At 61.7% G+C, this 5,740-nt stretch carries 6 protein-coding genes and 1 tRNA gene; 4 read left to right on the top strand and 3 right to left on the bottom strand.

The genetic code is table 11. The annotated features are described in order from the left end of the window. Window positions 1-47: 47 nt before the first annotated feature. Window positions 48-134, bottom strand: a tRNA-Ser gene (locus FNH08_RS42980). A gap of 451 nt (window positions 135-585) precedes the next feature. On the opposite strand from FNH08_RS42980, the gene FNH08_RS42975 reads away from it, so the two are divergent. Further along, window positions 586-1,890: a hypothetical protein gene (locus FNH08_RS42975; RefSeq protein WP_152776940.1), complete on the top strand. Its 1,305-nt coding sequence runs from the start codon at window positions 586-588 to the stop codon at window positions 1,888-1,890. Window positions 1,891-2,139: 249 nt separating this feature from the next. Here FNH08_RS42975 and FNH08_RS42970 read toward each other — a convergent pair whose 3' ends face one another. Both FNH08_RS42970 and FNH08_RS42965 read right to left on the bottom strand, forming a co-directional pair. Further along, complete coding sequence (locus tag FNH08_RS42970; RefSeq protein ID WP_152776939.1) at window positions 2,140-2,436, bottom strand: hypothetical protein; 297 nt, start codon at window positions 2,434-2,436, stop codon at window positions 2,140-2,142. Window positions 2,437-2,445: 9 nt separating this feature from the next. Then, window positions 2,446-2,880, bottom strand: coding sequence for a DUF697 domain-containing protein (locus tag FNH08_RS42965; RefSeq protein WP_152776938.1), 435 nt, complete (start codon window positions 2,878-2,880; stop codon window positions 2,446-2,448). Window positions 2,881-3,562: 682 nt separating this feature from the next. On the opposite strand from FNH08_RS42965, the gene FNH08_RS42960 reads away from it, so the two are divergent. From FNH08_RS42960 to FNH08_RS42950, 3 genes are all read left to right on the top strand, one after another. Further along, window positions 3,563-4,792 carry a helix-turn-helix domain-containing protein gene (locus FNH08_RS42960; RefSeq protein WP_152776937.1) on the top strand — a complete coding sequence of 410 codons (1,230 nt, stop codon included), beginning with the start codon at window positions 3,563-3,565 and terminating at the stop codon, window positions 4,790-4,792. Between the two features lie 55 nt (window positions 4,793-4,847). Continuing rightward, window positions 4,848-5,288 (top strand): hypothetical protein, encoded by a 441-nt coding sequence (locus FNH08_RS51265; protein WP_194238822.1) that lies wholly within the window; start codon window positions 4,848-4,850, stop codon window positions 5,286-5,288. Between the two features lie 47 nt (window positions 5,289-5,335). Further along, a partial coding sequence (locus tag FNH08_RS42950; RefSeq protein ID WP_228034719.1) for a hypothetical protein occupies window positions 5,336-5,740 on the top strand: 405 nt, incomplete at its 3' end.

The following is a 5,740-nucleotide window of genomic DNA, read 5'->3' as shown; positions in this document are numbered from 1 at the left end:
GCGTAACGGCCCCTGACCGATCTACCTGGTCAGGGGCCGTTACGCTGCGGTGGGTGTGGGATTTGAACCCACGGTGACATCGCTGCCACGACGGTTTTCAAGACCGTTCCCTTAGGCCGCTCGGGCAACCCACCTTGGCCCCGTCCACCTGGAACGGAGCGGATACAGCGTACCGGCCGCAAGGCCGAAGCGGGGAGCATGGTCCAGACGGGGTCCACTGGCCGTGGTTCCGGCCGTCACGGCCGCCGCCCGCGATCAGCATCCGGTCGCGGGTCCCACGCCGACACGTTACACACCCAGTGCTGTGCCCACGCCTACAGAGAGCTGGGATCTGCTGGAGCGTGGCCACACTCATGCTCGTGGAATACGACCTTCTAATCCGTAGGATTGGGCCGCCTGTACGGTCCGTCTGGGCCGTCGGTGTCGTTAGCATTGCGTTCAAAACAACTATGAAGGCCTGGCGTGCGCACCACCTGCGGGGCCAGGGAGTACTGGGCCACTTTCCTCGGGCAGATGAGAGACAGCAAATATGCCCGACGAACGTGGAAACCTGGCAAAATCACAGGGGACGCAAGGAGGTTAGGTGTGAGTTCACTACCTGTTCTGCGCAGAGAGACCGTCCTGGAAGGGCTCAAGTGGGTCTTTCAGGGAGGGGAGAGTCAGGATGGGGCATTCATCCTACCGACCCCTGCACCTCTTTCCGGGGGGCGCACCATCGATCGCGTAACTCATGAGGAAATCGATTCCGTTCTAATCCGACTAAGTCAAGCCAAGGTGAGAACGGACAGTTCAGTTCAATGGCTACGAGAGGCGGAGTTCTCACTCCTCTCGCTGAATGATGGCGGCGCATTCGAAAGACTCTTCGAGGAGAAGCAGTTCACTGGACAAGGCGAGAATCCCGTCACCTACAGCATTGGAAGGCCCTCTCCCGAGTTCACGGCCTATCTTCTGAGCACAGCTGCACAGCATCCAGAAATCCGAAAAGCTCCGCGCTGGATTACTCTCAGACATCGAGTGAGGAACATTATCAAGGATGGAGCTGATGGCAGGCTAGTTGACCTACTGACTGGCGACTCTCTGTTCGATGTCGCTGCAGTAGCCCTTTTTTCCACAACCTTGCGCGTGAGTTGCGAGAAGGATCGGTCCGATTTCGAAGCCCTCGTCAACGCATTCCTTTTTCATGCCGCTTACAATACTGACGCAGCAGCAAGAGTTGGCCTGGATCCAATGTTCAAACGTCGGAGTATCCAACGCTTGCAGCGAAATCAGGGAAGCTCATTTGATGCGCCCAGGCAGACGTATGAAGCGGATCTCGTACACCACTACCTCATGGGCGTTGCCGCAGAAATCCCTCTACTGGAATATCTTGCCTACTATCACATCGCCGAACACTTCTTCGGCCAGGTCTTCCATGATGACCTGGTAAAACAAGTGCGCGCCGGCATTACGGATCCCTCTTTCTCGGCCCGCCGAGCCAAGGATATCCAAGCAATCATCCGTATCGTTGATAAGGCTCAGCGCCAAGTGAAAGATGAAGGCGGCGTGAATGAGCAGCGGGCTCTGCAACTGGTACTCAATCGGTTTGTTGCCGTACCTCGGCTTATTTGTGATCTCGAAGCGTACGACAGCAGTTTGGTCGACTACTACGCAAACAGTGACGCTGCAATTGCTGGTGCGAGCAAAGTCAATCTGCGGATGACTGATGAAGATAAGGTGCGGGGTGCCGCAGCAAAGCGAATTTACAAGGTGAGAAACGCCCTGGTTCACGCCAAGGAAGGAGAACTTCCAAAGTATGCTCCATTCGCACACGATGAGGAATTGTTGCGGGAAATCCCTCTGATGCGCTTTGCGGCCGAGCAGATTATGATCGCGCACGGCAAGGCTCTATAGAACCCTCACCGCTTTCAGTTGGTAGTTGACTAGTCCCAGTTATGGCTCAACGTCCTGCACTGGACTATGTCAAAGTGCCTTGACCGAACAAGACTTCAAAGTCCGGACACTAGCAGGAATTCCCTCTGGTTCAGGGAGACCCTGAAGGTGGACGTCGCTGCTGTCGGCGGGGAGCTCAAGCCTTGGGCGGTACCGAAGCCGAGCCACCCGCCTCTGCAGTTCGCTCATTGGCACGCACCCGCTCCGTTTTCAGGCGGCGCCTACACAAGTCCCATCTGCCGCGTAAACTTTACCGTCGCTGCTGAACCAGCAGTTAGGAATCCCGTTGTACGTGCCGTGATATCCGCCCTTTCCGAAGCGCACGTCGTGCCCGGCGTCACTTGATTGCGAATCACCGTTCAGCTCGCTGATGATCTCTGCGACCTGAGCGGGTGTCAGCGCATCGAGATCGACCCCACTACCCGCCAATGCGGAAAGCGCATCTACAGGATTGGACACCCCAGCATCTGTGAGCGCGTCGAGGAACGCATCCCATGCATCAGTCACGAGAACCTCTTATTTCCTCTTCGTTTTCTCCTGCGCGGCTTCCGCTGCCTTTTGCTGCGCCAGCTTCAGGTTTCGATCATGTTTGAAGTACTCCTTCGCCGCCTTGCCGATTACGTACGCCGCGAGACCATTGATGCCAGCGTCAAGCGCCACTGCCGTCCCGTATCCAATTCCCGTGGTGGCCATGAGCATTGTCAGAACTTTCGCTCCCCCGAACGCTGACCCGACTGCTATGCCAGCACCCTGAAGGAACTGCTTGCCAAGCTTCCAGCCTTCATCCTTGGTGAGCGTGTATCCGTAGACAGTGCCAATGGACACAACCCCAGCGCCCATAGCGCCAATGAAGGCTACGGTATTGACGCCTGGAGCTACCGCCATCGCCGCAGTAGAAGCGACCATCCCGGCGATGATCTTATCGGAATCAGAATCTTGCTGCTGCGTCACAATTACCCCCGGAGAAACACAACCAGCACCAACCAAGGATCAACGCCCCGCGCGGTTGATTGTCCAGCTAGATAACACCGGTCTCAAAATTAGAGAGTGCCGCCAGAGAATTTAATGGCCTCAACGCATCTACTTGCGTGTGCTTTGTTTGCAAGGTGAGGGGCCTCTGTCGAACTACGCAGGTTGTTTGCGTATTCAGGCGGCCCGTAAATGCTGTGCGACCTCGCCACGCGGTACGCGCACGCGTTGCTGACGCCCAACGAAGAAGCGGCTCCGCCTGCGGCACCCGGCCGACCCCGCTACTGCAAGCGTCGGCCACCTGACCTGCGGTGTCAAACGGAAGCTGAAGAGATCCGATACCGGCCTCACCCCCCCTCGAAAGATCCTGCTATCGCGGCACATCCGCGACCTATGGTTGAGCGAACGGACGACAACAGGCGAGCGGTCAGTGAGGCTGGTGCACCCCCTTGCGGATCAGAAGGTTGCGGGCTCGAACCTGCCGAAATCATTCCGAATCCACGATTGAGTTGGCCCACCACCCGCGGCCCAGCACTCCTGACCCGTAGCACTGCACACGCGGACCGCGGCCTGGGTACCGTCAAAGTAGAAGCCTCGACGGATGGAGCACGATGCCTCGCCGCCCGCTGGACCGCCGGCGCCTCACCCATGGGGGGGCGCGCTGATGCTGGAAGAAGCTGAAGAGATCGGCCGTCGCGCACGTCGCGCACGGCTCCGCCTCGGCTTGACGCAAGCTGATCTCGCTGCCGCCCTGGGCAAGACCCAGGGGTGGGTCTCCAAGATGGAACGCGGACACATCGAGCTGGACCGCGTCGGCCTGCTCAACCTGCTTGCCTCGGAGTTGCACGTACACCCGAACGACCTGATCGGGCGGCCGTACAACAGCTCCCCGGCGGAGAATCAGTGGCAGGTCTCCGCCGCAGCCATCATGCGCGAGCTACGCCGCTACGACCTCACCCCCGTCTTCGACGGCACGCCCCGACCCGCGCGCCAGCTCTGGCAGGAAACCACTCGCCTTCACCGCCTGCGTGACGCTGCCTCCAGCGTGGCGATCATGGAAGTTCTCCCCGACCTGTTCCGTGAGGCACGCGCCCTCGCCGAAGTCTCCACGGGGCACGAGCGGGAAGAAGCGTTCGCCATCTACGCCGTGTGTTGCAAGTTCGCCCACACCGCCGCGCACGCCCTTGGACACCCTGAGCTGATCGCCATGGCGTGTGAGCGGGCCGCTTGGTCTGCCCGGCTGTCCGGCGATCCTGTTATGCCTGCCGTCGCCGACTGGATGCGTGTCTGGGACATGTGGGCCACGGCGGATTGGGATGACTCCATTGCCCTGTCGGACAAGGCGATTCGCAGCGTGCAGCAGGACTACGACCGGGGTGAGCCACTGGCCGTGCGGGCTTGGGGGACACTGCAACTGCGCGCGGCAGTCTCGGCTGCACGAAGCGGTCGCAAGGCCGAAGCGAAGGACCGGATCAAGCATGCGCGGAGTGCAGCCAAGCGGATGACAGAGGCCGTCGGCCCTCCGGTCTACGACCGCCACAGCCTGACCTTCTCGCCGGGCAACGTGCAGATCCACGCGATCAGCGTCGCTCTGGAGATGCATGAGCAGCGCGAAGCCCTGTCGATAAACCGGCGCACGAGTAAGGAACTGGTCGGGGCGCTGCCCAACTCCCGTCAAGGGCATCACCACATGGACCTGGCTCGCGCTTGGCTGTGGGATGGGAACCGCGACAAGGCGCTGAAGGAACTGGAGAAGGCCGAGCGCATCGCCCCCCAGCTCGTCCGCAATCACCCCATTGCCCGGTCAACCTTGCGAAGCGTCGTGTACGCCGAGCGCGCGAGCACCCGCGAGAAGCTGCGCCGCATGTCAGACCGCTTCCGCCTCGACGGATGAGGGTCGTATTCCTGCGGTTCATATTGGGTCCTGGAGATCTTCATAGCTTCGAGGTATGGCCGAACAGACCTCGAAGCAACTCCCGGCACGGGGCGCCGAGTTAGTCCCTGGCGCCCCGTTTCATCCTCGCCTCGGCGACCTCGCTCTCGACCTCGCCAAGGGCGGAGAGATCGGAGTGTGCGTCGCCCTGCCGAGCGACGGCTCCGCGTCGTACCAACTGCGCCCGCCCGGCGGTGGTGAGGACTGGCGGGCCAGGTCCGACGGAAAGTCCTTGCGCCCGGTGCCCGTACCGGTCACGCACGTCACGCCTATGAAGCGGGACGCTGTCTACGACCACCGCGCACAGCAGGCCGCGCTGCCTGTCACCGTGCACTACGAGGACGGCGGTGCCTGCGAGACGATGCTCGTGCTCACCCCGGCGCAGGTAGAGCTGTACTACAGCCAGCTCGGCCAGCTCATCAAGGCGCGGGAATCGGCTCGGGAGCATGAGCGGTGAGCCCAGCCGTGCTGATGCTCGCTCCACCGGCCTCTGCACGTCCCCCGATGCGGTCACCCATCGCCTTCCGCTGTGAGGCGACGGCCCATGGCCTCGGCGGCACCCGCGAGGTTCTGCTCGCGACCTACCGCGGCCGGTCCCCACGTCTCGCCGCCCGCTGGCTACGCGCCCAGGCAGTCCACCTCGCCCGGCGGCTGTCCCTGGATCCGGGGGCCGTGTTCCTCCGGGATGCGCCGCTCATCACCACATGGCCAGACGTTCCACGCCCTGATGCCGAACTCCGCGCGTGGGCCGAGAGCGACCAGGCTTACGAGCACGCACTACGCACTCTCGCCGCAGGCGGTGCGTTCATGTTCGCGGTGACGGACTACGACGCCCGGTACGCCCTCCGGGTGTATCCGCTGCCCACACGCCGCCAGGCACCTCCACAAGCCCCCGTCCCCGCCCGGTGC

The sequence above is a fragment of the Streptomyces spongiae genome, assembly GCF_009377185.1.
Classification (GTDB): Bacteria; Actinomycetota; Actinomycetes; order Streptomycetales; family Streptomycetaceae; genus Streptomyces; species Streptomyces spongiae.
This window is presented reverse-complemented; position numbering and strand designations above follow the sequence as displayed.